Consider the following 25828-nt stretch of genomic DNA (forward strand, 5'->3'; position numbering starts at 1 on the left):
ATACCCAGGGGTGGTCCAGTCGGTTCGGAATATGTGCAGAAGCGGGGGCGAACACGCTTTGTGCACAAGACCGGGGCATAATAGGCGGTTGGGTATTGCAAGAGGTTACAAGTCAATAAGATCAGTTTGGGAGTTAGTATGAGCGTTCATAGGGCAAGTCACGCAACAAGTATTCCACGCAGAAGGCACCGCATCTGGCCGTGGGTGGTGTTGATCCTGGCGCTACTTGTGGTGCTGCTAGGCGTGAGCGGATTCTTCGGTTTGAAGCTGTATTCCGAAGCCAAGCAGGTAAAGGCGCATGAGGAACAGGCGATGCAGCTGCTGGGCGGTGTAACCGACCTCAGTAACCTCGACAACCTCGATACGGTGAGCCAGCAGATCAGCCAGGCAAAGACCGAGACCTCGGCTGCGAACGAGATTGCACACGGTACGCTGTGGAACATCGCTTCGAAGGCACCGGTGTACGGCGACGACATCACCACTGTGCAGGGCATGACTTCGGTGGTGGATTCGCTGGTCAGTGATTCGGTGCCGCAGTTCATGGACGTGCTTTCCACGCTGAAGAGCACACAGCTCAGCTCAGGCGACGGTCAGCTGAATCTGCGGCCGATTCTGGAAGCCCAGAAGAATATTGCCACCGCGAACCAGTCACTGCAGCAGCAGGTGCAGAAGTATCAGCAGCTGCCGAAGGCCCATATTGGCATGGTGAAGAACGCCTATGCCACCGGCAATACGCAGCTGACCAAGATGGCGGACAAAGTCAATCAGCTGTCCGGCACGTTCCAGATTCTACCGGACTTCCTTGGCTCCGATCAGCCGCGCACGTATGCGTTGATGGCTATGACCACTTCGGAGGAGCGTTCGTCCGGTGGCCTGATTGGTTCTGTGGGTGTGGTAACTACCGACAACGGCAAGATCAACATTGGCGATTTCCGCTCGAATGGTGAGTATGTTAATTATGGTGCTGGTGATCCGACAGATGATGAACGTCGTATCTTCAACCAGTGGGGGCCACTGCAGATGTCATTCGACCTGCGAGACCTGGCCGTCTATCCTGATACCTCGCGCAGTGCCGAAGGCATGCGTGCCATTTGGCAGCGCACACCGTGGGGGAGTGGTACCCAGCTGGATGGTGTGCTTATGGTCGATCCAGTGTTCCTGCAAGAGCTGGTGAAGATTAACGGCAACATCACCCTTTCCGATGGTCGTGTGCTCACTGGAGATAACACCGCCAAGTTCTTGTTGAACAAGGTATATGTCGATTATCCAATCGCCGAGACCGACGCTTACTTCGCTCAGGTAGCTGAGCAGACTGTCGGCAGCATGTTCTCCAACTTGGATTTGACGAAGCTTACCAAGGTGGCACAGGCGATGGGCAGCATGTCCGAAGGCCGCCACTTCTCCATGTATGCCTTTGACGAAACGGTCGAGAAGTCCATCAGCGATGCAGGCTTCACCGCACAGACGCCAAACAGCGAGGAAAACCCGCAAGTGGGCGTATACGTCACCGAGCAAAACGCTTCAAAGATGGGCTGGTATATTCACCGCACCTCGAAGATCACTCGCTCTGACTGCAACAGCGACGGTTCCCAGACATATCATGTGGAATACACGATGACTAATACGTTGACTGCCGAAGAAATTGCTTCCCTGCCGGATTACATCATCGGTGTAAATCAGGCGAACCAGCCAAAGACTTACGGCATCGAAAAGACGCTGATTTATGCTCCGGCTGGTGGTAGTCTCACAAATCTAAACACATCCGGTGCCACGGTGACCGGCAGCCGACAGGAAACGATGAACGGCAAAACTGTATATGCGAGCATCGCCAAGATAGCTCCCGGCGAATCCGTCACCTATTCCTTCGACGTGACCACATCCACCAAGGCTGTCTCCGACCTCACCATTGACCAAACTCCAATGGGATGGACTGATCCCGGCGTCATCACCGACACCGCCGTCTGCTCCATCAACAAGTAAAGCGAGCCTCTGATGAGGGAGCTGTCAGCCGCAGACTGACTGAGGGAAAAGACCAGACTAAGAGGGCGTCAGCAAAAAGCTGACGCCCTCTCAACATTTCAACATTCCCAAAGAAAACTCAGTACGATCCAGTCCCCTTAAACACTGCCACCACAGTCTTCAACAGAATCACGATGTCCCCCGTAATAGACCAGTCCTGAATATACGACACATCCGCATACTCCGACTGCTCCTGAGTCAAATCACTGCGTCCGGAAATCTGCCACGGTCCAGTAATACCAGGCTTAACCAGCAGTCGTGTGGAGTACAGCATGTCATATCGCGCGACTTCTTCAGGCAGCGGCGGGCGAGGACCAACCAAGCTCATATCGCCCTTGAACATGTTAAAGAACTGCGGGAATTCGTCCAGCGACGTCTTACGAATGAAATGACCAATCTTGGTCACGCGTGGATCGTCCTTAAGCTTGAAGATAAAACGATCCTCAATACCGCGTTCCTTAGCCAATTTCGCCTTGATTTCGTCGGCGTCAGTACGCATGGAACGGAACTTGTACATGGTGAACGGCTTGCCGTAGATGCCGATGCGCGTCTGCGAATAGAACACAGGGCCGCCGTCTTCCCGCTTGACCTTGTATGCCACCCATAGCATGATGGGCGAGCTCAAGATAATGGCGATACCGGAAAGCACGATATCGCACACACGCTTGAGGATGCGGGTAACGGTTGAGTACTGCGTCAGTCGTGCAGTGACTACTGGCATCGTCGGATCGTTGCGGAAATGCAGGTCAGCGCCGCTCAAATCAGCCACAGAGGTAGTGAGGGCCAATTCAATGCCCATGGATTCCACGGCCAGGGACAATGTACGCATGGTCTCAGAATCACGGGTAAGTACATCAGCGACCAATACGGTACGTGCCTTCATACGCTTCGCGGTTTGCGGCAAATGCGAGTTGAGTGGCAACACCTTCAGTCGTGCCTCAGCATCGTTGGCAGGAGTGAAGGGCACCGACACCAAATGCTGCGCCGAATCCGGGTCATCCTCGTTCTTGACTGAAGCCACTGGGCACACCGCAATTGGCGCGTAGCCGAGGCCACGGCACTGGCGCAATTGTTCGACCGTCCGGTGGATACCTTCCGGAGACCCAATAACCACAGTCGGGTAGTTGAATTCGCCATTCATGCGGTTGCGGTGCAGCGCGCGGCGCATAATCCAACGCTCGATAATAACCAATACCAGTGAAACCAGCGGAATGAACACATTCAACGACCGGGGAAGATTGAGGTGGAACAGGTACCCCAACGTGCACAGCATAATGAAATCGATGAACGCAGCGTTCAACAGCTTGGCGTACAGGGCATAGCCCTCACCCATGGTGTGCCGTTCATAGGAGCGTGCGGAATACAGACTGATGAGCCACGATACGCAGGTCAACAGCAGGAAGCTAAAAACGCCGTATTCGCCGGGGCCAATGCTCTGCACATAGGTATAAGCGAAAGGTCGGAGCAGGAACACGATGTACGTGGACACAATGGTCATCAGCAGATCAAGCACGACCAAGGTCGTGTTATAGAGATATCGCCACTTCGGCACAGAATGGCCCATCAATGGACGTATGTTCGTGGTGTCGTTATGTGTGGAGCTGCCGTCCGGTGTAGAGGAGAAGTAGGTGCCGTCAAAGAATGTCGGCGCAATGTCACATTCGGCAACGGGGGAGAACGAAGCCAAGGCCCGGCTCCCGCTCACCCGTACTTTGGGCATTGCCATGGTCGCGGTGCTTGTTGCCTGCGACTCTGCTGCTGTGCCTCTGTCCTTCGGCATGATACTGAATTCTTCCTCCATCGTTCCCCAAAAACCGCAAGGAACATTCATTCCTTTCTCTTACTCTCGCCCACCCTAGCACGAATGCCACCCCCCCCCTATAGCAAAATCCGCCCAAAAAGTGAATCCCTTGTAATATTCATGTGAAGATGAAGTGGTGGTGGGCGGACGCGGATTGGCCGCAGTCCGACGTATCGGACTAGAATGGGACGCTAGTGGTTTGTACGCAGGTTCGCAAGGTAGCGTTGTAAGTATGAAGAAGGACTGAGCCCATGCACATTATGTTCGTCTGCACCGGCAATATTTGTCGTTCTCCTATGGGTGAGCTATTGCTCACTCGCTACCTCTCTGGCACCACGGTGCAGGTTTCCAGCGCGGGTACGCATGGTTTGCCCATGCATCAGATTGATCCCAACAGCGCCCTGCTTATGGAAAGCGTAGGAATCGAACCGAGTGGGTTCCGTTCTCGACGCCTGACGCAGCCGATGGCAAAGTCCGCTGATCTGATCCTGTGCTTTGAAAAGGATCAGCGTAAAGACATTGTCACGTTGGCTCCCACTGCTGTGAAATACACGTTCCTGCTGGACGACTTTGCGAACATGTGTGAGTACTGCGCGCGCAATGGACTGGTCAAGGGCTTGACCATTCAGGAACGCTTGCAGTCAGTGATCAACTCCTCGTCCATTATTCGGCCTATGCTTCCCGAGCCTGAGGATATTGAAGATCCGCACGGCAAGGAATACGCAAAGTTCCGTACCGCAGCAGAGCAGACGAACAAGGCGCTGCGCACCATCCTGACCAGCATGCGCAAGCACTACCGCGTTGAGGAAGCTCCGGTGCGCCCTCAAATCACGCGGCAGTATGCTTACACGGTCTGACATCAAGCTGACGTAAGACGTAAGTATTCACGTCATTCTCACGCCGGTTTCATCTCCCGATACGATTTGTCCGTTACAGTGGCATGCTGTTGGGTGATGACAGTGGGAGTAATGAGTGACTGATTCTAATATTGCCGGCATCGCCGAGGCGGATTTCGGGAAAGCCGGCGTCTCGTTTGATAATGATCGACCGATATTGGTCGATTCCTCAGATTTTTTGTTCTATGCGGCGCTCGCCATGCTGCCGATTGACGGCACAGTAGCAGGCCCATACATGCCGTTTTGGACACCGCTTTCTCCGTGGTTGTTTATGGCATATGCGGTAGCGAACTGGCGTTTGCTGCCGCAGGTTTGGCACCGTTTCCGCGCATTCTTCCTGTTTCCGGTGCTGTTAATCGCGCTGTCTGCAGTGGATTGGTGTCTGGTAGCATTCCATCGGCTTCCGGCGCTGGTGTCGCTGGCCGGCGTGGCTGGGGCTCTCGCCTGCCTGTGTGCGTTGGACATGGCATTACGTATCAAGCGCTTGTCTTGGCGGCGCATGTTGGATCTGCTGATTCTCGTATATTGGTTCGCCTTCGCAGTCGGCGTGGTGCAGCGGTTGTCAATCATGTTTGATTGGACTTCCGTAAAGAACTTCTTCATTCATCTGATGAGCCGCCAGTACATCAGCAGCACTTCGCATTGGGGCGGTGGCCGCCCGCAGTTTCTGTTCGCAGAACCGAGCTATATAGGTATGCACCTGTTCGGTGTGCTGCTGCCGCTGATTTGGCTGGTGCGTGGTCGTGACCACAAGCGTGCAAACCAACTGCGCGTCCTTATCATGGTATTCGCTGCAGGCTCGGTGCTCATGGGTGCAGGCGTGCGCATCATTCTTGACTCGATTATCGCGTTGGTGTTTGTGATTATCGAGATGAACAGTTGGCACACGTGGCGCGGCCGGCTTGTGGCGTTCGGGGAACTGGTGGTCACGGTCGGTCTCGGCGCATGCAGCGTGGCAGTGAACCATCGGTTGAGCTCCATAGCCGAGCTTGGCTTTGACGGTGACGGTTCGTTCTATGCCCGTTTATGGCAGTCACTGGGACCAGGTGCGGGTGCATTGAAGCATCCAAAGCAGTTGTTGCTCGGCTATGGCGCAGGCAATCTATCCGATGCCACCCATCAGGGTGCCGATGCCGCAGTGCGGTCTCTGGAACGTCTGGGCCTGAACGCTTCGGCACCGAAGGGCTGGTACGCACAAGTGACACCAGCAAACATGTTCACGATGAGCGCCTACACCAGCTTTTTCGTGGAGTTCGGCCTGATTGCTTCTGTAATTCTCGTGGTACTAGTGCTGTGGTGGATTAGCCATAACCATGCCTGGAACAAGACCACTGTCTGCTGGCTGCTGTTGACCATATACCTGTATGTGCAGTTCGAAGGATATGCCTTTTATGCCCTTCCACTACTCCTATGGGCAGTGGCTGCCGTGCCAAGGCTTAAATCAAAATGAGAATTCTGATGACTCATATATTTGGAGTATTCCGATCATGGTGATTGTGCATTGGCTTATTTCGGCGGTTTACTCGAAGTTATTCTTGCTCGTGTGAAGAATAGCCTCATTCCCGGATTCAATTTGTAAGTGCAACACTCGTCTTTGGGTGGCTTGTCTTTGACATTATCTTGCCGAGCTCGCGGTACCAAACCTCGTTGGGCGTTTCCCAGTCCAGGACCTTCATGGGGGTGTCGTTGATCTCCTGGACGATGGCCTGCAGGTCCTCGTCCGTCAGGTCGTCGAAGCTGGTTCTCTTGGGCAGGTAGCGGCGGATGCGCCCGTTGCGGTTCTCGTTGCTGCCCCTCTGGTGTGAGGAGTACGGGTCCGCATAGTAGGTGAGCATGCCGAGGGCCTCGTCCACGAGCAGGTGGCAGGAGGACTCCGTGCCGTTGTCCCAGGTGCGGTCGATGCGCGCGGGCGCGGGGATGTCCTTGTGGATGTCGTATTCGGCGCGCGCCGTGGCCGGCGCGCCCTTGTCGGGGATGAACCGGGCGAACAGCCTGCGGCTCTTGCGTTCGACCTGCGTGTCGATGCACCGCTTGGACGGGGACGCGCCGACCACGGTGTCGGATTCGAAGTGGCCGAACTCATGGCGCGAGTCTACCTTCTTCGGCCGGTCCGTGATCGGCACGCGCATCGGGATGCGCGGTCCCCTCGCCCTCCTGCCCTTCGAACGCGTGCGGTGCCGCTTGCCGCGAGGCAGGTACCGCCTGAGGTCCAACGCCCTCTGCGGTTTCGCGTGGATCCACCGGTGGAGGCATTCGTGGCTTATCCGCATGCGCGGGTCGTCGGGCCATTCGACCTTCAGCCGCCCCTCGATCCTTTCCGGCGTCCACCCCTTCCTGAGCGCGTCCATCACCCATGCGAGCAACGGGGAGTAGGACATGCGCATGGGCCTGCGGGATTCGCGCGCACGCGTCTCGGCCTTCCTCTGCGCGGTCATGGCCGAGTAGAACGGGCGGGACGTCCACGCGCCCGCCTTCAGCCGTTTCGGCCGGTAGGGGCGGTAGGACCCGTTCTCGTCGGACGCGACCCACAGGCCGCGTCCCGGCTCGCGGCTGACCGTGGACTTGTCGCGGCCGATCCTCAATGCGATCTGGCACACGCCGAGCCCCTCGCGGTTCCTCAACTCGTCGATCCGGACCTGCTCCTCGCCCGACAGGTGGGAATACACTTTCGTCATGGGCGCAACACCTTCTCCAGTTAGAACCTGAACCCTTCCAACCATAGAGCGGGTGTTGCGCTTCTATCTAGAACCCGGGATCCCCCGGAAAATAGAAGATAAGTAGTACACTACTACTAAGTTTAGTCGAGATGGAGGGCGTGCGGAGCTGTGAGCCGGAGCAACTATGGATTGGCGGATCAGTGCGGTTATGTTTGGTTAACTGCAATTAGGTACCGTTATGTCTGAACTGATTCGTGTAGCACAAGTTGTCGGCAGAATGATGGGCGGCGGCGTGGAAGCCACCGTCATGAATCATTATCGTCATATCGACCGTAGCCGTATCCAGTTTGATTTCATCGTACAGAATGACTCCACGGTGGTTCCTGAGGATGAGATCAAAGCACTCGGTGGCCGAGTATTCACGATACCTTCCTATAAGCATCTGTCTGCATACATAAATGCATGCGAGCAGTTGTTTTGCGATCTCAAGCCGACGATTGTACATTCGCATATGAATGCATTGAGTGTATTCCCGTTAGGTGCCGCTAAGAGAGCGGGCGTACCGGTACGTATTGCGCACAGTCACTCGACCAGTAATCCGCGTGAGTACACGAAGACCGCAGTGAAGATGGCTTTGCGTCCGTTTGCGAAGGTATATCCCACACATTATGCAGCTTGCTCGCATTACACGGCTCAGTGGCTATTCGGCGAAAAGCTTGATGCCGCCGGCAAGGTCAGGATTATTCGTAACGCTATTGAGCCCGAGATATTCCGTTTCAATCCTATGGTGCGAGCCGCTAAACGTGCCGAGTTGGGTGTTGCTGACAATCAACTGCTCATCGGTCAAGTGGGGCGTATGTGCTTCCAGAAGAACCAATTGTTCACGCTTGATGTGTTCAAACAGGTACTCGAGTGTCATCCAAATGCTGTCCTTGCTCTCGCGGGCGATGGCGACATGATGAAGCAAGTGCAGGCACGGATTCATGAACTTGGACTCGAACGTTCGGTACGCATGCTGGGTGTACGTAACGATATTAGTAGCTTGTATCAAGCGCTCGATGTGCTTGCTTTCCCCTCCACCTATGAAGGGCTGGGTATGGTCTCTATAGAAGCACAAGCGTCAGGATTACCGGTGATCGCATCCAATTATGTTCCGAGGGAGGCGAGCATTATCCCTGGTCTCGTTAAATTCTTTCCATTGGATAAAACCGATGCATGGGCAGTTGAACTTGCAGAAATGTCACCCGTAGCCAAACGAAGTGATGAAAAAAACGCCATATGCCATGCCGGGTACGATATCAAAGACAGCGCACAACAACTTGGTGAATGGTATACTCAACTCGTCGATAGTAGTGTGAGACATTCTTGACATAAAATAGGGGACACTTGAATTTGAGAATATTAATGGTGACCAGAGGACTGCAACATTCCAATGGTGTAGCAAGCTATGTTATGAATTATTACAGGGCGTTGCATGGTCCTGAAATGCGATTCGATTTCTTGGTGATAGATGATGTTGGTTCACCGTATTATAAGGAAATTGCGGGTAATGGGGATAACGTGTTCCTGCTTCCTTCATATATCAAACATCCATTAAAATTTTTCTCACTTATTTTCGATATATTTAAGAAGAGTCATTATGATGTCGTTCATTGCAATGTCGTTAATAGCGGAGTTCCGGTGCTTGCTGCAGCAGCTGCATTCAATGTTCCCATTCGTATATTGCATAGTCATGCTGCACAGAATGGTGATGTTTGGTGGAAGCAATTAAGGAATAAGCCATTTTCTGCGTTGGCTCTGCATTTTGCGAACAAATATATCGCATGTTCACATAAAGCCGGTGATGGCCTATTTGGGAAGAGAAAATACAGGATTATACCTAATGCAATAAACATATCCCGTTTTCGTTATTCGGAGGTTGCGCGGAACAAAATTCGAGGGATCGAAAATTGTGGAGATAAAATTGTTGTGATGACGGTTGGTAGGATCACAACCCAGAAGAATCCCTACTTTATTGTCGATATCATTCGCGAACTTGCCAACAGTAAAGTTGACTTCCGTTTCTGGTGGTTCGGGGATGATGAACTGAATGGCGATGTACAACGATATGCCGAAAAACAGGGCGTCAGCCAATATATTTCGTTCAAGGGATCAGTTGGAAACGTGAATGAATACTATTCCGCGGCCGATGTCTTTGTTCTTCCGTCATTATATGAGGGTTTGCCGGTATCTGGAGTGGAAGCGCAGACGGCAGGATTGCCTGTGTTGTTTTCGGATCAAATTACTCGTGAGACATCAATGAGTGTTTTAACAGAATTTCTTCCAATAGACGATGCGAACCTGTGGGCGGAAAAGATTCTTCTGGATAGGCATTATGATCGGTTAAACTATATTAGATCGGTCGTTTCAGATAGTTTCGATATACGTTGTTGTTCAAAACAGATGATTAAAGAGTATTCGATATCAATGTAGGTTTTATAATGATTCGAAATAGATATACATTCTTTGATATAATATTGTGTATTTCTTTTTTATTGAATTCCGTTTCGGTATACTCAAAAAGCAATTATTCACATAGACTAAACTATGCATCGCTATTCATAGCTGCTATGTGTTTACTGTTTGTGCTTCTTTCTAACATGAGCAAGGAGGTGTGGTCAAAAGCAATTTACATTGGTTTCATATGTATTGTTGTAGGGTGTTTACCGTTCTTTGTTTTGTATTTCGTGCAGCAGTCAGATATTTCTAAGCAAATTTTTCGTTTCGTATTGATTGTGCCGATCTGCTCTATGTATCTTTTTCTGCGATCGTTATATGGGATTAAAGTAGTCTTGAGGAATTTCGTAAATGCCTATATCATTTTGGTAATACCTGGCTTTATAATTTGGATATTGTATTCACTGGGTGTTGTATCGACTAATATGTCATTAGACGTTTCTTGGGGTAGTTACACTACTGTAAATGGGGTTTATGGAATAGAGTGGTTCACTCAATATAGTGATATTAATCTCAGCATCGGAAAACTCTGGAAGTTCACATCTGTTTTTATCGAAGCGCCGGCCTTTGCAGCTTTTGCCGTATTGTTCGGATGTATTTCGATTTATCTCGCAGATTCTTCGTTGGTTGCTGTCTTAATAATAGTGATTAGTGGATTGTGCTCCTTTACGACAACCGCATATCTTGGTTTTGGATTATTGTTATTGCCCTTACTATATAAAGCTTTTTATAATAGCAAAACAAGAATATTGAAATTTTTATTCCTTGCGATTGGTGTATTATGCATTTTAGGGAGTTCGTTAGTTTTTGTTAAAATAATGTCAAATAAGATTGCGACTTTTTCCGGAGGAATTCATCTTCTTGACTTTCTTTCCGGTTTAAAGGCGTTTATTGATAATCCGATATTTGGTCATGGCGTTAATGATTATCGGGCAGCTTGGCTTCAATTTGCTTCCGATCATCAAAGTGGTGTATCACAAACTAGTACCTTGATGTCAGTGCTATCCCAGGGAGGCTTACTATATCTTTTTCCATTTATATATCCGCTTTTTAATATGTATAAATCGGAAATGAAAATTTATAAGCCATTTGTTATATGTTTTTTAATACTGTTTTCAATTTGTATTGCTTTTGAGGATAGTTTTATTACGTATCTTCTTATATCATTCGGGTATATTGACATGACAAATAGATCTGGCGGTAAGTGTTCTCTACGGGAAAGGATATGAGATTGTCTTCTGTTGGCATCGTCACTTATCATGCTGCGTATAACTTTGGTTCCGTACTGCAGGCTCTAGGCACTCAGATTGCCTTTGAAAAGCATGGTTGTTCGGCATCCATTATTAACTATCGTCCTTCTGGTCAGCGAGCTTTTTATGAGACGCTATATCGTACGAATCATTCATTAAAAACGTTGATTAACGATCTATCCCTGATCTCAGTGAAATCGGATCGTCTTCTTCGTGCTGAACGATTTGAGCGTTTCATCAATCAGCAGCTCAATCTCACGGAATGTGTTGAAAAGGCTTCGGATTTGGGAAAATTCGCTGATTCTTTCGATATATACGTGAGCGGTAGTGATCAAATTCTGAATATTCATTCTAATGAATATTCGGGAAGCGACTGGGATGCCATGAAGCCTTACTTATTAGATTTCACAAATCGTCGCAAGGTAAGTTATGCTTCATCTCCTGCGAATATGACACGGGATGAGATCAAACACATTGTTCCCGACCTTCAAAAGTTCACGATGCTGTCTGCACGTGAACAAGATGCCGCCGAAATGATTGGCCAACTCGTGGGCAGGCCCTGCGCCAATGTACTTGACCCCACGTTGCTTGTCGGGGCTGATTCATGGCGTAGGATTGCGACACGTGCAGCGGATGAGATGAATCTTCCGAAAAAATATGCCTTGATATATTCGCTAAACGGCACGAAAACCGTTATGCAGCAGTATTCCCTATATCGCCGTGTCAGTGATATTCTTAATATGCCGGTTGTCTTGATTGCCCCGTTTGCGTGGTTCCCGACGAACAAGCATATTGTTGATGGGCGAGCCGCTGGGCCTGCGGAGTTCATCAATATCATCGATCACGCTATTGTGGTGATTACCGATTCTTATCATGGAACCTTATTCTCCATGAATCTGGGTACTCCTTTCCTGTCGATGAGCAACGGAAAAGGGTCGAGCACGCGAAAGGACCAGGTTCTGCATCGTATGCAGGCCAGTGAATCCATCGTCAAAGGGATAGAGGATGCTGTTCATTATCTCGAACGATCAGGTATCCCCTCAATTCATGATATCACAAAACCTCTTGCGGGAGTTCGGCAATTTTCAAAAGATTACATTACTCACACCCTTGACTTCTAGAATCGATTGTGCATAATGGCAAATCATAGGAAAAAGCCGAAAATACATTCGGTGAAGTTCAATGTTCTCATGAATATGCTTCTAACGACATCGCAGATGTTGTTTCCTTTAATCACCCTGCCGTACGTTTCTCGTATTCTTTCCACGTTTGGTACGGGTGCAGTTGCTTACGTGCAAAGCGTTGTGCTGTATTTTTCGATGGTCGCGCTCCTCGGCATACAGAACTATGGCATCAAGGTCTGTGCTATGGTACGTGATGATATAGTGGAATTATCGAAAGTCGTAAAGGAACTTTTGGTCATTTTGCTGGTGTCCACGAGCATTGTCTTTGCGGTTTATCTATTATCGATATTCCTCATTCCGACTTTCTCTCAACAGCGGACACTGTTCCTGATTTTCTCAGTTGGATTCTGGCTTTCTTCGTTCGGTGTGGAATGGTTCTACCAAGCCATTGAACAGTACGGTTACATTACTGTACGGAACATTGTATTCAAGTTTATTGGCCTTATTCTGATGTTCCTATTTGTCCACCAGAGCTCGGATTATATTGTGTACGGCATCACCGTGCTCGTTGCCGGCTACGGTATGAATATCCTCAATCTCCTGCGTCTGCGCAAACTCGTGGATTTCTCTATCAGGCAGCGTCTGGAATACAAAGAACATCTTAAGGCTATGTTCTGGTATTCAATTGCATCGATTTCGTCCGGCATGTATACCCAAACGGATATCGTGGCTCTCGGTTTTCTCGGTAACATCAATATGGTTGGTCTCTACCAACTTGTTGCGAAAATCAAGAATGTGCTCATCAAAGCCGTGAATTCCGTTGGCAATGTGATGTTGCCACGTATTTCATACTACAAGGCCAATGGGGACAAGCAGGCAATTATTAATCTGATGGCCAAGAATGTCAACTTCATCGGTGTGGTATCTGGTGCTCTAATCGGTGGAACGGTTCTGTGTTCGGATTCCGTTGTACAACTTATGGGAGGCAAGGACTTCTCTGGATCAGTCGTGCCACTAATGCTCGCTGTTCCAGCTATATTATTCTCATCGCTCAATATCGCTTTGGGAAATGAACTGATTGCTGATTCACGCGAAAGGGAATGGGCAATACTTAATGTTATTGGATTCACATGTTCGGTTGTATATGCTATCACATTTATTTATTTTTTTGGCGTTGCTGGAGCTGCAATATCGAATTCTCTAACCGAATTGACCGTACTTGTTTTGCGATGCTCGCGCGGCAAAGGATTTATACGGCAAATTTTGCCACAAACCGATTACCACAAGATTGGTATCGTATCCGTTGTATCGGTATTTATCGCTTTGCTGCTGAAATCACAACTTGCATTCACTCCCGGATTCATCTCTCTCATTGTGAACGGATGTTGTTTTATGGGAATATATTGTATCGGACTTGTTCTGGCGCATGAATTGTTTGTCGCCGAAATGATTCATTCTATTATCAAAAGGTAGGAGAATACTATGACTGGTCCCGATAAGTTGTTAACCATCTCGGTTGCTGCGTATAACGCTGAACCATACTTGGAACGATGCATATCCTCTGTCGTTTCCTGTCCGGATGCAGCACGTCTGTGTGAAATCATTATCGTAAATGATGGTTCCCACGATTCGACTTCGGATATTGCCCACCGTTTTCAAAGCCGGTATCCCCAAGCAGTACGCGTGATTGATAAGGAGAACGGAGGATATGGCTCCACCGTTAATGCCAGTCTGAAGCACGCAACAGGACGGTATTTTCGGCTCCTTGATGCGGATGATTGGGTGGATACTGAACATCTATCCGGCTTCTTGAGAGAATTGTGCGCTTGCGATGTGGATGTGGCTTTATCCCCGTACCTCGTATGTAATGATCAGACCAAGGAAGAAACCCCGGTAACACTGTCGGAATTGCATGCAGCTCAGGCGGGACGTTTTGAAGATCTCGATTTCTCTTGGACACATTTAACAATGCATGCGATGACTTTTCGGACCGATTTACTGAGACAGGCGGGAGTTCACCTTGATCACCATGTACTCTACACAGACTGCGAATTCATTACCCAGCCGCTTAGATTTATTGACACATATCAGATGTTGACAAATCCATTGTATTGCTATCGAGTGGGCCGAGAAGGTCAAAGCTGTGATTATCGACAGACTGTACGGCATAAGGATGATCTCAAAACCGTCATCAAAACCTTAACGCCGCTTTATGATGAGCAACTCCCCGGCAACAAATCGGAATTTCAATACTCACAGTTCCTTGGCCTCTACACTCAATTGTTCAATGCATGTTTTCTTCCCCGTGATGCTGCATGGGTGCAACTTAGAAAGCTATGCGAAGAGATGAAACCTCTTAATCCGAGAATGTGGGATAAATTCCTGCGGCATCGCGTCGATATTCGCATGGCGCTGTCCACGCATGGACTTACGTTTCCTCTTCTGTGTGTGCTTCAGCGTAAACGACTCAGCTATAGCGAGTGAAACCGACAAATGCATTCAGCATATTAATTTAAGGAGTATATAAAATATGCAAGCCATCAAGCATGCACATGAACGCAATGCGCGGATCGTGGTCTCATTGTTGAAACAGCATGGCGTGAAAAATATTATTGTTTCACCCGGCTCCACGAACCTGCCGGTAGTTGTCTCTGTGCAGCATGACCCGTATTTTCATGTTTATTCATGCGTGGATGAACGTTCTGCAGCTTATATGGCATGTGGCATGGCAGCGACAACCGGGGAGCCTGTCGCGTTAAGCTGCACTGGAGCGACTGCTTCCCGCAACTATCTGCCCGGCCTCACTGAAGCGTATTACCGTAAGCTTCCGGTGATAGCCATCACCTCATTCAACGGGGATTGGAACATCGGTCAGCTTCTTCCGCAGACGCTCGATCGGCGTATCGTTCAGAACGATGTAGCGCTTGTCTCAGTGGACTTGCCGGTCATTAAGGACGAGACGGATGCCTTGTACTGCAATCGGCTCGTTAACCAAGCCATTCTGGAGTCCATACGTCACGGTGGCGGTCCCGTGCATATCAACTTGCCTACTGTCTATGACAACACCATGGATCCCGGCCCAGTTCCCGTAAGCAGGTGCATCCGACGTTACATGCCGTCCGACCCATTTCCAGAGATCGGCTCACATAGGAACATTGTGATTCATATCGGTGCTCACATCCGATTCTCGAAGGAAGCAGAACAGTCGATTTCGGATTTCGCTGACCGTTACGATGCAGTGGTGCTGTGTGATCATACTTCCAACTACCACGGTCATAACCGACTCCTCGGCACGCTGACCACAGACAACCTCCATTCCGGTTCGGCTCAATGGGACGCGCTGAAACCCGACCTAGTCATTTCGATGGGGGAAATCTCCGGTGACTATCCGACCACGAATTACCTCAAGGCCGTACATGCCGAGACCTGGCGTGTGTCCTTGGATGGGGAATTGCGCGACCGATTCGACGGATTGACCAAAGTTTTCGAGTGCGATACCGAGGAGTTTTTCAAGAGATACGCAGCTTTCGGTGAACAGAATGGCAATACACCAGTGAACCGTTATTTCGCTCAATGGGAACAATACGACGAGTCATTGAGACGATCTCTTCCCGATCTGCCATATTCGGGCAGATGGATAGCAGAGCAGACCGCTAAGCGGATTCCCGAGAAGTCGATTATGCATTTCGCAATCCTCAATGCGCTTCGCAGTTGGAACTACTTTGAGCTTAACCCTTCTATTCGTTGTTATTGCAATACGGGCGGCTTCGGCATCGATGGGGCACTGTCCACCACATTCGGATCGGCCTTGGCTGAACCCAACACTCTGCATTTCGTGGTTATAGGTGATCTTGCCTTCTTCTACGACATGAACTCGCTTGGCAACCGGGATATGATGGCGAACATCCGCATCCTTTTGGTCAACAATGGGATAGGCGATGAGATGCGAATGCCCTATTCTACCGGATTTCGCCTCCATGGTGAAGAGCTTCCCTACGTGTGTGCGCAAGGCCATTATCGTGCACAAAACGCCTTCGACAGTCTGGCCAAAGCATGGTGTGAAGCCCTCGGGTTCAAGTACATGTCTGCCTCAAGCAAGCAGGAATACCTCGAACGGCTCCCGGAATTCCTCACAACGCAATCCGACAGCCCCATTATTCTTGAATGCCACACCACCCCGGACGATGACTCCCAAGCCGGAGGGGCGTTACAACTTCTCGATCAGGATTATGTGAATAAGAAGAAGCTCAAGGACGCCATCAAAAATGTCGTTCCAGACAGCATGCTTCGCACTGCGAAGACTATCTTAAGTCGGAAATGACAAATATAGGTATACTGCTTGAAGATATCTGAAAGGATTGTTTCAACCGTGTGTAACCGACTTTTCCACCGGTCGTGAGGTTGGCGGAAAAGTCGGTGATGATTTATGGAAATACCTCGCTGATTTCAACGTATATATAGTGCTTGAAGGAATTGACAAGATAATGGGTTGTTCTTGGAATTCCAAGGACAACCCATTGGACGTTTATGAGTCGGCAGCTATTATTGTCTGGCCACACAATTCGGTGTGACGTCGGCTATGGATTGGCCGCCGGTGACGGCGAGCGTGTCGCCGTCACCCCAGTAGCCGTATCGAACGCGGCCCTAGGGGCGTGCGGCTCGTGGTCGGCGACCAGTCCCGCGCACCGGTCGCCGACCACGAGCCGCACGCCCCTAGGGCCGCGTTCGATCATGCCGTGAAAGGACCGCTCCCGGCCGGCGGAATCCTCCCTCATGCCCTCGACGACGCCGATGACCTCGCGGTGACCATCCTTGCCGACGCCGATGGCGACCAGGACGCTGACGTTCCCCACGCTTCCGCCCCGGGAGTGCTTGTGCCACACGCCGTCCACGAACACGTATGGGTACTCGTCACCCAACGGCCTCGTGCGCCATTCGTCGATCTCGGCGTACACGCGCTTGAGCTTGTCGCTCAATGTCCGGGACGGCATGCGGTCGCCCCACAGCAACTGGCCGGTGTCGTCGACCTGCCGGGTGGACACGCCGGCCAGGTACATGTCGATCAGCGCCTCCTCTACGCTTTCCTCGCGTCTGCAGTGGCGTTCGATCACCGCGGACCCGAACAGGGCGCCCTTCAATTTCGGCGCCTTGAGCTCGAGCCTGCCGGCCTTGGCGGTCAGGCTCGAGCTCGTAGTGGCCGGCCCGATACGCCTTCCGTCCGCTGGAACGCTCGTATCTCGCGGCGTTGGCGATCTCGTCCGCCTCGGCGTCGAGCATCGCGTTGACGATCCGCTCGGCCTTCTCGCGCACCATGGCGTCGAGCTTGCCCTCGAACATGGCCCGGTCGAACCGTATGATTTCCTTGGACATGGCTCCGTGCCTCTTTCCAATCACGGTTTTTCATTGTCCGGCGACTGAAAATCGTACCCGGCACGGGCCATGTCCTCTTCCAGGAAACCCGAATTACAAAGTGCGCAAGAATTCGGGCATTATCAGCGAGAGGCCAATCTGAATTTCTTCAGTCCAACAATCGGGGCGCGGTACAGACGCTGACCAGCGGGGCTATCCACGTAATCGTGTCTGCCGTATAAGCCCGTTAGAAGGGCTGTTCCGCGTGTTCTGGGACTATAGAGCTGCTTCGAGTTCTTCCTCGGTGTAGCCGAACGTGTAATCCTCGTCTTTGCCGTTTGACATCCAGATGAAGGCTGCGTCGTACACGCTCAGCGACTCGTCCTCGCTGTCGTCATCGTCCCAGTCATCATCAGACGAGGAGTCATCCACGATTGGAGTCTCCTCGACTGGCTCCTCATGCTTCTTCTTGCTGCCGAAACCGAACCGGCCCATAATCACTCCTCGATTTCCTTCTTATCATTAGATGATTCTACCGTGTCTGCAGCTGCTTCTTCTTTATACTTCATCATTTTCTGCACGGCAAGAACGAAGGTGGACCCCAGAGCCACTCCTGCTGTAAGACCAATGCCGAGCAACATTCCGACGAAGCTCGATGGTCCGCCAGCGTTCTTCGCACTTTTACTGAGTTCTGCGTAATCCCATGACATGTGTGACTCCTTTGCCTCGTAGGTCTTATCAACGTCAATTTTAGGGTCACCGCCCCGGCCGTCATCTACCATTATCACCAGCCGTAATAACCAGTCTAACCATTATCAACGTCAAATCGAGGTGGACGCTTCGAGGTGGTGACGTTTTCTTGGACTTCCCGACCGGGAGGAGGACCCCTTATGGCGAAGTGCGGCAGGAAGCAGCACGACAGGGCCGTGTGCCTGTACATCACATACGAACGCTGCGCTGCGGACGCGATCCGGGAGCTCGGCTACCCCAGCAGGGGTGCGCTGCGGATGTGGTGCAAGGACCGGCTCAAGTAGAAGTTCCTCCGCAAACGCAGCTTCGCGGGCATCCCTTTGGACGGGTTCATCAACATGCCCGACGACTACATGGTCCGGTACCGGGACAAGAGAATCAAGACGGAGTTCGGGCACGGGCGTCATGGACCGGCGCGGGATGCTGGGCCTTATGGCATGATCGGTGGTGATGGGATCAATGACGAGTCCAACAAAACACGCCAGCCCTACTGTGGACGCCAACTTGCAGAAACGCAGAAGGGTCATTCTCCGGACAGCGCCGCGGAGGGATTCCTCGGGCGTATGAAGACGGAATCCGTCTATCCCGAGCATTGGGAGGAATGTGCCTGTGATGAGGTGCTCGTCCTGATAGACGATTACATCCACTGGTACAACCATGCGCGCATCAAACGGTCGTTTGGCTGGATGAGCCCGGTAGAATGCCGTCAAAGAACCAAGGAAGGGCTGCGTGACTGTCTCCAAGAAAACGTCCGCAGCACTTTCTTCCATGCCGAATGTGGCGGCGAGTTCGACGACCCGGGGATCGGCGAACCGCTCGGCGTGTTCGGCGTCGAACGCCCCCTCTCGTGCAAGGGCAATTCCTGTGGCAACGCGGTGGTCGAGTCCACGTGTGTTTCGGCAAGTTGCCGCCCCGCCATCCCTCAGCCCGCACCTCAATCGCCTCCCTCAGCTCCATCATGGGATGTGCCAAGCGCCGACTCTTCCGCTACATTTCCGGACGTTTTATGAGAGAGTCCGCATGACAGCTGAGAACAGCACTAGTGCAAACATGGTAGATTCGCGCAGTTTTCCGCTACATGGCGAAATGAGGGTCAATTTTTGTCCCAGGTGCAGGCTGCTTTCACTTCGAGCGGTTCTACGATGCCGCCATAAAGCTTGCTTGTTATAGACATACCAAGGCATATACATGTGTATTACATTAGAAATACCAAGAAATATACATATACCCGCTGTAGCGTATCATCAACCTAGTTTTATTCGTTTTAGAAAACCCTTAAGTGCGATAGCATGTAGCAAGTCTAAACCGATACTTGAGATGAGGTGAAGCGATGGTGGAAGAGCAAATCGATTGGAGGAAGACGGTCGAGGCCATTCTTGAAAACGCCAACCGTCCTTTCGTTCCGATTAGCAAGTCCTTCATCCAGCAGCCTCGCGGAAGCAAGGAGCGCAGCAGCGTGCTGTCCCAGTTCGTGACAAACGGAGATCTCAGGGGCTTGAAGGCCTATTTACTGATCGCGGCATCCGCAAGCAGCCCCGACACGGAGAACGAGTGGTACACATCGCTGCCCCTGCAAACATGGGCTCGTGCCTTTGGATGCTCGGAAACAGCCGGTAGCATTGCGACCGCAAAGGCTGCCGCCACGAGGATTCTCTTGCGACTTCAACAACGTGGCCTGATCGAAAAATCCCGTTGCGGCAAAGAGCGCAAAATCAAGATCAAGCTACTCGCGCAGGACGGCTCGGGTGAGGAATACCAGCGACCCGCGAGCCGGTACATACGACTGTCCCACGATTTTTGGAAGAGCCGCTTCGATGAGGACATCAGCCTGCCCGCCTTGGCGATGTTCCTCGTCGTCCTTGGCGAACGAACACCATGCGAGCTTCCAACGGAACATATGCCGGAATGGTACGGATGGTCCGCAGACACCGCCGAGCGCGGCTTGCGCGAACTGCAGCGCATTGGCCTGATCCGCAAGGAACAACACCTCAAGGAAGCCCCGCTGAGCCCAACGGGAATCACCGTGGTGAACGAATATTATGTCTGCCAGCCATTCGACAAACGAACGTTGGATTCGAGACGGCACACGCACGAGACGAAAGGAGGAGAAGCATGAGTGAACTGATCGCATGGGGCGACGAAAGCGTACAGACCCAAGGCGGCGTCATCCCCACTTACTACATGGGAGCTTGCATCTGCGGACTTGAAGAGCGCGATATCCGCAGACAGCTGCTTTCCGCGACCAAGCGAAAAGTCTCCAAGTTGCATTGGCGTGACATGACGCTTTCGGAGAAACGCAGATCCATACCAGTCATCGAGGCATTGTCACTGCCCCATATCGCCATAGCCGCTACGCCCTTGGATGGCACGGTCACCTCCGAACGCGCCCGACGTAAATGCCTCGAACTTCTGCTGCCCACGCTGGAGAAAGAATACGGGATTTCGCGTCTCGTTCTAGAATCACGCGAAACCAGCCAAGACGACAGAGACCTCATGTTCGTCCGTGGATTGCGGAGCAGGCGTTTCATCAGCCGACTCCGCGTGGACTTCGCCCCGGGCTTTTCCGACGCTCGGCTGTGGATAGCAGACCAAGCGCTTGGAGCCATCGGCGATGCGCAACGCGGCCGCCAAGACTTCTCATCATTCCTCGAAACCCTGGACATGCGCGAACTGGATTTGCACCATCTCGCGTAAGTCACGCTGCAATTTAGCCTGTGGAGACATCACACTAAGGCCGTCAGCCGAATGGTATATACTTACCAGTAAGCCAACCTCTGAGGAGGAAATGGAAGTAGGAGCCGGATTCCCTGTGCATCATGGGGGCCGGCTCCCGCGCTATGCGGCATAACCGCATAGCGACTACGGGTTAAGGGTCAAAAAGTAGAGTTAAGTAAAGAAACGTGGGTCTTATTCGGGTGTGTTGTTGGCGTGTTGGTGGGTTAGTGCGAGCGTCCCGCCCAGCCTGTTCTGACGCCGAACCCGCTCTCGTAGGCGTCGACGCCGTCGGTCGGTTCCTGCACGGCCGTCATGGTGCCGGGCGCGGGCCCGTCGTTCCCGGCCGGCTTCCTCTTCCTCGCCCTCGAGGACTTGTTCCTGCTCATGGAACAAGTCAACACGAAAAGTCAAGCACCCGGACGAATTAACGACGAAAACGTTAATCACACCCCAACACGCAAGACGGGAGTAAGCCCCACCCTGGATTTAAGACACACTTTTCTTTACTTAACCCCCTTTCCTCGTCGGCTTCCAATGCTCGGACGCGACGAACGACATGGGATGAGGATGTTCGGTGGTAGTGCCCGAAAGTATGCACAAATGTGATTTCGCCCGTCCATGGCACGGTTATCAGTTCGCTTCCACGAGGTTGTCATCGAGGCGGGACATGTCGAGGTAGCGGCGCGTGGACCATTCGCTGGTGGCGGCGTACCGGATGCGGGCGCAGATGAGCATGAGCGCGCTCCTGCCGTCGGGGAAGCCGCCCGCCACGCGGGTGCGACGCCTGATCTCGCGGTTGAGCCGTTCGATCATGTTGTTGGTGCGGGTCCTCCTGCGGTGCTCGGCGGGGAGCTCGGGCAGCAGATAGGTCGTGGTCTCCCCGATGCCCTCCCGCAGGCAGTTGGCGGCGGCCTTCAGCTTCCTGGACTCCATCTCGGTTGCGACCGCCTCGGCCTTGGCCAGGGCCGCCTCGCGCAATTCCATGGCGAATATGGCCTTGAGGGCCGCGGACGTCCATTCGCGGTGGCTGGGCGGCGCACGTTGCGCATGAAGTGCACCATGCACCGCTGGTACCTCGCGTCCGGTAGCATCGAGTTCACCGTGGAGACGAGCCCGGCGCACCGGTCGCCGACCACCAGCCCGGCACCCTTCAGGCCGCATTCGATCATGCCGCGGACGAACTGCTCCCAGCTGGCGAATCCTCCCTCATGCCCTCTGCCACGCCGATCACCCCGCGGTGCCCGTCGGCGTTGACGCCGATGGCGACGAGCGCGCTGACGTTCTCCATGCTCCCACCCCAGGAGCGCTTGTGCCACACACCGTCCATGAACACATACGGCCACTCGCCCTCCAATGGGCGTTCGCGCCACGCATCGATCTCGGCGTACACTTTCCCGAGCCTGTCGCTCAATGTCTGGGAGGGTATGCGGTCGCCCCACAGAAGCTGGCTGATGTCGTCCACGCGGCGGGTGGAGACGCCGGTCAGGTACATGTCGATCAGCGACTCCTCGACGCTCTGTTCCCTGCGGCGGTATCGTTCGATGACCGCAGACTCGAAGACCGCGCCCTTCAATTTCGGCACCTTCAATTCGAGCTTGCCGACCTTGGCCGTCAGCCCGCGTTCGTAGTGACCGGCGCGAAACGCCTTCCGACCGGTCTTGTGCTCGTATCTGCCGGCGTTGGCGATCTCGTCGGCCTCGGTTTCGAGCATCGCATTGACGATCTGCTCGACCCTGGTCTTGACCAAGGCATCGAGCCTGGTCTCGAACATGGCGTCGTCGAACTGTATGATTTCCTTGGACATGGCCTCGCGCCTCTTTCCAATCGCGGTTTTCTTGTTCAGCGACTGAAAATCGTACACGGCACGGGCCATGTTCTCTTCCAAGAAGCCCGAATCACAAAATGCGCAAGATTTCGGGCCTTATCGGATGTCGAAGTGGCGCCGTGCGATCTTCTCTCCGAGTTTTGAGAATTCCGCGATGCCGCACAGGGATGCGTCCGCGGCCCACTGGCGCAGCAGGGGCGCGGCCGCATCCGCGCCCCTGCCTGAGGATCATCCCGAGGCGTTCCTTGAGCTTGTACGCGGTCCAGAGGGTCTCGTTGGTGTTCGCGATGTACTCGAGCCGGGCGCGTTGGGCGGCGTTCAGGTCCGACTCGTTCTTCAGCAGCGCCCACCGGGCGCCCTTGATCGGGTCCCTGACGCCTTTGCGGGCCGTGCCGGACCTCCTGGTCTCGCGCCATGCGGAGCGGTCCTGACCTTGTCGAGCGCGTCGGCGGCCCGGGCGACGATGTGGAAGCCGTCGAGGATGCGTTCGGTCTGCGGGCGCCGGCGGAACACGCACCCGTCGATCCATCGCGCCCCGTTGCCGGTGACCACCCCGATGGAGGCGCGCCGGCCGGGCGTGAGCGTCCGGAAGAACAGGTCGAAGACCTTCTCCCCGTGCCCTGTTTTTAGTCAAGTCGGTGTTTCGTGTTTCGTCACTAATTTTTTTCGGTTTTCGGCATGAGGAGTGCCGGCCGGTGGTTTGTTTTACTGGTTGTCCGTCTTGCCGAACATGAGGGCTTGGCTGACGCGTCGGCTGGGGCCGGTGAATTCGATGAGGCGTCCGTGGTGGACGATGCGGTCGATGATCGCGGCGGCGAGTTTGTCGTCGGCGAAGATCGTCCCCCATTTGCTGAACTCGATGTTCGTGGTGAAGATGATGCTGCGACGTTCGTAGCTGCCGGCGATGATCCGGTAGAGGAGACGGGCCCCGTCGATGTCGAAGGGCACGTAGCCGAACTCGTCGAGGATGATCAGGTCGGCACGGGCGAGGTCCCCGAGCAGGCTGTCGAGGGCGCCGTCGCGTTTGGCCTTGCCGGGCTGGAGCACGAGCTCCGCGGTCTGCCGGAACCTCACGCTCCTGCCTTGCTCGATGGCGAGCATGCCCAGGGCGGTGGCCAGGTGGGTCTTTCCGCGTCCCGTCTTGCCGTAGAACACGAGGTCCTGCGCCTTGGCCGCGAAATCGAGGCCGGTCAGCTGCTCCTTGGTGTATCCGTCGGGCAGGCGCACGTTCGCGAAGTCGTAGCCGTCGAGGCTTTTGGGCACCGGGAACCGGGCCTGGCGCATGAGCCTTGCCCGTTTGGAGGCCTCCCTGTTGGCCGGTTCCGTGGCGAGCATGCGGTCGATGGCGTCCAGTTGGCGGGGCGTGGCCCATTCGAGCGTTTCGTCGATGGTGGCCTGCGAGATGAACAGGCTCCTCGCCCGCTCGCGCAGCGGGCCGGGGTCGGTCCGTCCGTTCTTCTGGTTCACTCGTCCTCCTTGGTGTAGGCGATGTCGTATTCGCTCAGGTCCACGGGGTCGTCGTAGGCCACGGGTCCCAGGCCCGAGGCGTGGCGTGCCGCGGCCAGACATACCCCGGCCCGGTCCGTGCCTCCGGTGGATTCGAGGATCACCGGGCATGCCGGCCACGGCCGCCCGCCAGCCGCTCTCGCCGTCGGCGTGCAGCAGGGCACGCAGGCCGTCGCGCCGCGTGGCCTCGTCCTGCGCGTCGATCCATTCGCGAAGCGGGTCGGGCATCGCGTCGCGCACCCGGCTGTTGCGCCAGGCCGCCGGCCGGTCGCACAACAGCCCGAGCTGGCTCGACGGGTCGCCGCTGTCGGTCGGCTTGTCCCCGTAGGACCTCGGATGCGTGATCACGCGTTTGCCTTCGGCATCGAGGATCTCCACCTCCAGGGCCCTCAGGCCGACGATCATCTCATGGCCGGCGTGTTCGGGTCCGGCCGCGTACCGGTGGCGGCCCTGGACGGTGATGTTGCCGTATTTGTCGGCCTTCATCCTCGTCCACGTGACCACGTCGAACGGCTTGGCGGGCAGGGGCAGCAGCGCCTTCCGGTCCTCGTCGAACAGGCCGGTCTGGCTCTCGCCCTTCCTGTAGTGGTCCTTGTCCCCCAGTCCGAGGCAGCGGCCGGGCAGGCGCAGGTTGAAGCTGTCGAGGTTCCATACGCCGGGCACCGGCACGAACAGCCTGCGGCGCACGGCCCCGACCCGGGCCTCGACGCCGCCCTTCTCGTGTCCCGAGTACGGGTTGCAGAACGCGTACTCGAACCCGTAGTGCGCCTGGAACGCCTGGAACAGGCGGATCAGGCGGATCCCGTCGAACCATTTGCGTCCGACGCCGGCGGCGTTGTCATACACGATGCGTTCGGGCACCCCGCCCAGCCATTCGAATAGGTTCCTGAGGGCCTGGCACGTGCACTCCGCGTTCTCCCCGGGCATCAGCCGGCTCGGCCCGATGTTCGAGTACGGGAAATCCAACACGAAATGCCGCATTCGCGTCACGACGCCCCGGTAGCGCACGTCGACCTGGCCGAAGTCCGCCTGGCATTCGCCCGGATGCCACGACAGGTCCAGGAAACCGGCCTCCCGCTCCGCCGCGGCCTCGCGCCTGAGCCGCGCCACGGTCCGGGTCACCGTCGACAACGACACCCCGGCCCCGTACCCGTCGCGCAACCGCTCATGGATGCGGGTCGCGGTATGCCGCTGCTTGCGCCAGGTCTCCCGGTCCTCGGCGAGCATGCCCTCGATCATGGGCAGCCACTCGTCGATCACCGAACCACGACGTCGCCTCACGGGCGGCCCGGCCGATAGGCCGTCGACCCTCAGATACTTGCGCACGGTCGGCTCGCTGACCCTCTCGCTGCGCGCTATCGAGGCGATGGACTCACCGTTCCTGCGACGCGAACGGATAGACTGCATTTGGGGCATGCTGATCATTGCCTTTCCGGACCT

The 25828-nt window shown here is 53.9% G+C and carries 21 protein-coding genes and 3 pseudogenes; 13 read left to right on the plus strand and 11 right to left on the minus strand.

The features are described 5' to 3' along the window. The first annotated feature begins 138 nt into the window (after positions 1-138). Entirely contained in the window at positions 139-1980 is a 1842-nt protein-coding gene (locus BBBR_RS01900) for a DUF4012 domain-containing protein (protein ID WP_080543802.1), read from the plus strand. Positions 1981-2098: 118 nt separating this feature from the next. Here BBBR_RS01900 and BBBR_RS01905 read toward each other — a convergent pair whose 3' ends face one another. Beyond that, positions 2099-3820, minus strand: a complete 1722-nt coding sequence (locus BBBR_RS01905) for a sugar transferase (RefSeq protein WP_003828314.1) — start codon at positions 3818-3820, stop codon at positions 2099-2101. 251 nt (positions 3821-4071) lie between these two features. Here BBBR_RS01905 and BBBR_RS01910 point away from each other — a divergent pair, with 251 nt between their 5' ends. Together BBBR_RS01910 and BBBR_RS01915 are read left to right on the plus strand one after the other, a co-directional pair. Then, complete coding sequence (locus BBBR_RS01910; RefSeq protein WP_032738145.1) at positions 4072-4677, plus strand: arsenate-mycothiol transferase ArsC; 606 nt, start codon at positions 4072-4074, stop codon at positions 4675-4677. 115 nt (positions 4678-4792) lie between these two features. Further along, complete coding sequence (locus BBBR_RS01915) at positions 4793-6166, plus strand: hypothetical protein (RefSeq protein ID WP_003828316.1); 1374 nt, start codon at positions 4793-4795, stop codon at positions 6164-6166. A gap of 118 nt (positions 6167-6284) precedes the next feature. Here the strand turns inward: BBBR_RS01915 and BBBR_RS01920 are convergent, their stop codons facing one another. After that, the gene (locus BBBR_RS01920; protein ID WP_025299570.1) at positions 6285-7391 is read right to left on the minus strand and encodes an IS30 family transposase; all 1107 of its coding nucleotides are present in this window, start codon (positions 7389-7391) and stop codon (positions 6285-6287) included. Between the two features lie 220 nt (positions 7392-7611). Here BBBR_RS01920 and BBBR_RS01925 point away from each other — a divergent pair, with 220 nt between their 5' ends. From BBBR_RS01925 to BBBR_RS01950, 7 genes are all read left to right on the plus strand, one after another. Beyond that, positions 7612-8742: a glycosyltransferase family 1 protein gene (locus tag BBBR_RS01925; protein WP_003828318.1), complete on the plus strand. Its 1131-nt coding sequence runs from the start codon at positions 7612-7614 to the stop codon at positions 8740-8742. A 116-nt stretch (positions 8743-8858) separates the two neighbouring features. Next, complete coding sequence (locus BBBR_RS01930) at positions 8859-9845, plus strand: glycosyltransferase (protein WP_231858619.1); 987 nt, start codon at positions 8859-8861, stop codon at positions 9843-9845. Positions 9846-10012: 167 nt separating this feature from the next. Further along, entirely contained in the window at positions 10013-11098 is a 1086-nt protein-coding gene (locus tag BBBR_RS10065; RefSeq protein ID WP_225851455.1) for a hypothetical protein, read from the plus strand. Continuing rightward, the gene (locus BBBR_RS10070; RefSeq protein WP_080543803.1) at positions 11095-12240 is read left to right on the plus strand and encodes a polysaccharide pyruvyl transferase family protein; all 1146 of its coding nucleotides are present in this window, start codon (positions 11095-11097) and stop codon (positions 12238-12240) included. The genes BBBR_RS10065 and BBBR_RS10070 overlap by 4 nt, the downstream gene beginning before the upstream one ends. A gap of 51 nt (positions 12241-12291) precedes the next feature. Further along, a complete protein-coding gene (locus tag BBBR_RS01940) occupies positions 12292-13716 on the plus strand; it encodes a flippase (protein ID WP_225851456.1) in 1425 nt (474 codons plus the stop codon). 9 nt (positions 13717-13725) lie between these two features. After that, positions 13726-14727, plus strand: a complete 1002-nt coding sequence (locus BBBR_RS01945) for a glycosyltransferase family 2 protein (protein ID WP_014483508.1) — start codon at positions 13726-13728, stop codon at positions 14725-14727. Between the two features lie 46 nt (positions 14728-14773). Then, positions 14774-16564: a thiamine pyrophosphate-binding protein gene (locus BBBR_RS01950; RefSeq protein WP_014483509.1), complete on the plus strand. Its 1791-nt coding sequence runs from the start codon at positions 14774-14776 to the stop codon at positions 16562-16564. Positions 16565-16877: 313 nt separating this feature from the next. Here BBBR_RS01950 and BBBR_RS10075 read toward each other — a convergent pair. The 3 genes and pseudogenes from BBBR_RS10075 to BBBR_RS01970 all read right to left on the minus strand — a co-directional run. After that, positions 16878-17613, minus strand: a pseudogene (locus tag BBBR_RS10075) (IS256 family transposase); the annotation flags it as partial. A gap of 255 nt (positions 17614-17868) precedes the next feature. Beyond that, the gene (locus BBBR_RS01965; protein WP_217268971.1) at positions 17869-18087 is read right to left on the minus strand and encodes a hypothetical protein; all 219 of its coding nucleotides are present in this window, start codon (positions 18085-18087) and stop codon (positions 17869-17871) included. A gap of 2 nt (positions 18088-18089) precedes the next feature. Continuing rightward, a complete protein-coding gene (locus tag BBBR_RS01970) occupies positions 18090-18302 on the minus strand; it encodes a hypothetical protein (protein WP_014483510.1) in 213 nt (70 codons plus the stop codon). A 378-nt stretch (positions 18303-18680) separates the two neighbouring features. Between BBBR_RS01970 and BBBR_RS01980 the strand changes: the two genes are divergently transcribed. The 3 genes from BBBR_RS01980 (at position 18681) to BBBR_RS01990 (ending at position 21036) form a co-directional block, all read left to right on the plus strand. Beyond that, on the plus strand, positions 18681-19352 hold the full coding sequence (locus BBBR_RS01980; RefSeq protein WP_100218423.1) for an IS3 family transposase: 672 nt from the start codon (positions 18681-18683) through the stop codon (positions 19350-19352). A gap of 320 nt (positions 19353-19672) precedes the next feature. After that, the gene (locus tag BBBR_RS10830; protein WP_003828347.1) at positions 19673-20458 is read left to right on the plus strand and encodes a hypothetical protein; all 786 of its coding nucleotides are present in this window, start codon (positions 19673-19675) and stop codon (positions 20456-20458) included. Further along, positions 20455-21036 (plus strand): hypothetical protein, encoded by a 582-nt coding sequence (locus tag BBBR_RS01990; RefSeq protein WP_003828348.1) that lies wholly within the window; start codon positions 20455-20457, stop codon positions 21034-21036. Before BBBR_RS10830 ends, BBBR_RS01990 begins: the two co-directional genes overlap by 4 nt. 245 nt (positions 21037-21281) lie before the next feature. Here the strand turns inward: BBBR_RS01990 and BBBR_RS10835 are convergent, their stop codons facing one another. From BBBR_RS10835 to istA, 6 genes and pseudogenes are all read right to left on the minus strand, one after another. After that, positions 21282-21443, minus strand: coding sequence for a hypothetical protein (locus BBBR_RS10835; protein WP_162832099.1), 162 nt, complete (start codon positions 21441-21443; stop codon positions 21282-21284). Positions 21444-21687: 244 nt separating this feature from the next. After that, a pseudogene (locus tag BBBR_RS02000) lies at positions 21688-22861 on the minus strand (IS256 family transposase). Positions 22862-22952: 91 nt separating this feature from the next. After that, positions 22953-23246 carry a transposase gene (locus BBBR_RS11320; protein ID WP_350028973.1) on the minus strand — a complete coding sequence of 98 codons (294 nt, stop codon included), beginning with the start codon at positions 23244-23246 and terminating at the stop codon, positions 22953-22955. Further along, positions 23219-23479, minus strand: coding sequence for a transposase (locus BBBR_RS11325; RefSeq protein ID WP_080989100.1), 261 nt, complete (start codon positions 23477-23479; stop codon positions 23219-23221). Before BBBR_RS11325 ends, BBBR_RS11320 begins: the two co-directional genes overlap by 28 nt. Before the next feature lie 108 nt (positions 23480-23587). Continuing rightward, on the minus strand, positions 23588-24349 hold the full coding sequence (gene istB, locus BBBR_RS02010; RefSeq protein ID WP_003828361.1) for an IS21-like element helper ATPase IstB: 762 nt from the start codon (positions 24347-24349) through the stop codon (positions 23588-23590). Beyond that, positions 24346-25804, minus strand: a pseudogene (gene istA, locus BBBR_RS02015) (IS21 family transposase). Before istA ends, istB begins: the two are co-directional and overlap by 4 nt. Positions 25805-25828 lie beyond the last annotated feature (24 nt).

The sequence above is a fragment of the Bifidobacterium breve DSM 20213 = JCM 1192 genome, assembly GCF_001025175.1.
In the GTDB taxonomy this organism is placed as follows: domain Bacteria; phylum Actinomycetota; class Actinomycetes; order Actinomycetales; family Bifidobacteriaceae; genus Bifidobacterium; species Bifidobacterium breve.

What these genes read in the sequence shown, in the direction of transcription:
- BBBR_RS01900 (WP_080543802.1), top strand. Translation starts at nt 139, where the DNA reads ATGAGCGTTCATAGGGCAAGTCACGCAACAAGTATTCCACGCAGAAGG.
- BBBR_RS01905 (WP_003828314.1), bottom strand. Translation starts at nt 3,820, where the DNA reads ATGGAGGAAGAATTCAGTATCATGCCGAAGGACAGAGGCACAGCAGCA.
- BBBR_RS01910 (WP_032738145.1), top strand. Translation starts at nt 4,072, where the DNA reads ATGCACATTATGTTCGTCTGCACCGGCAATATTTGTCGTTCTCCTATG.
- BBBR_RS01920 (WP_025299570.1), bottom strand. Translation starts at nt 7,391, where the DNA reads ATGACGAAAGTGTATTCCCACCTGTCGGGCGAGGAGCAGGTCCGGATC.
- BBBR_RS01925 (WP_003828318.1), top strand. Translation starts at nt 7,612, where the DNA reads ATGTCTGAACTGATTCGTGTAGCACAAGTTGTCGGCAGAATGATGGGC.
- BBBR_RS01930 (WP_231858619.1), top strand. Translation starts at nt 8,859, where the DNA reads ATGCGATTCGATTTCTTGGTGATAGATGATGTTGGTTCACCGTATTAT.
- BBBR_RS10065 (WP_225851455.1), top strand. Translation starts at nt 10,013, where the DNA reads ATGAGCAAGGAGGTGTGGTCAAAAGCAATTTACATTGGTTTCATATGT.
- BBBR_RS10070 (WP_080543803.1), top strand. Translation starts at nt 11,095, where the DNA reads ATGAGATTGTCTTCTGTTGGCATCGTCACTTATCATGCTGCGTATAAC.
- BBBR_RS01945 (WP_014483508.1), top strand. Translation starts at nt 13,726, where the DNA reads ATGACTGGTCCCGATAAGTTGTTAACCATCTCGGTTGCTGCGTATAAC.
- BBBR_RS01950 (WP_014483509.1), top strand. Translation starts at nt 14,774, where the DNA reads ATGCAAGCCATCAAGCATGCACATGAACGCAATGCGCGGATCGTGGTC.
- BBBR_RS01965 (WP_217268971.1), bottom strand. Translation starts at nt 18,087, where the DNA reads ATGGGCCGGTTCGGTTTCGGCAGCAAGAAGAAGCATGAGGAGCCAGTC.
- BBBR_RS01970 (WP_014483510.1), bottom strand. Translation starts at nt 18,302, where the DNA reads ATGTCATGGGATTACGCAGAACTCAGTAAAAGTGCGAAGAACGCTGGC.
- BBBR_RS01980 (WP_100218423.1), top strand. Translation starts at nt 18,681, where the DNA reads ATGCCCGACGACTACATGGTCCGGTACCGGGACAAGAGAATCAAGACG.
- BBBR_RS10830 (WP_003828347.1), top strand. Translation starts at nt 19,673, where the DNA reads ATGGTGGAAGAGCAAATCGATTGGAGGAAGACGGTCGAGGCCATTCTT.
- BBBR_RS01990 (WP_003828348.1), top strand. Translation starts at nt 20,455, where the DNA reads ATGAGTGAACTGATCGCATGGGGCGACGAAAGCGTACAGACCCAAGGC.
- BBBR_RS10835 (WP_162832099.1), bottom strand. Translation starts at nt 21,443, where the DNA reads ATGAGCAGGAACAAGTCCTCGAGGGCGAGGAAGAGGAAGCCGGCCGGG.